The organism is Rhodoplanes roseus, assembly GCF_003258865.1.
GTDB classification, from domain to species: Bacteria; Pseudomonadota; Alphaproteobacteria; order Rhizobiales; family Xanthobacteraceae; genus Rhodoplanes; species Rhodoplanes roseus.
This window is the reverse complement of the sequence record NZ_NPEX01000989.1, coordinates 1-240: the sequence shown is the minus strand read 5'-3', so window position 1 is coordinate 240 and position 240 is coordinate 1. Positions and strand designations below refer to the sequence as shown.

Below are 240 nucleotides of genomic sequence, written 5' to 3'. Positions count from 1 at the left end.
CGGATCGCTCGAGGAAATCGAGCAGTGGAGCCGCTACGACTACGTCATCGTCAATGATGATCTGCAGCGGGCTTTCGAGGCGGTGAAGGGGATTCTGACGGCCGAAAGGTTAAAGCGGGACCGCGTCCTGGGTCTGCGTTCCTTCGTCAGCCAGCTTCTCTCCGAGGGGCGCGACCTCGTCGATCACCTTCAGGCTCAGGACGAAGAGCGCTCAAGCTCCTCGTAAATCCGCGCAAGATC

The 240-nt window shown here is 60.0% G+C and carries 1 pseudogene; it reads left to right on the top strand.

Annotated elements, in window-relative coordinates:
- Window positions 1-226, top strand: a pseudogene (locus CH341_RS35055) (hypothetical protein); the annotation flags it as partial.
- Window positions 227-240 lie beyond the last annotated feature (14 nt).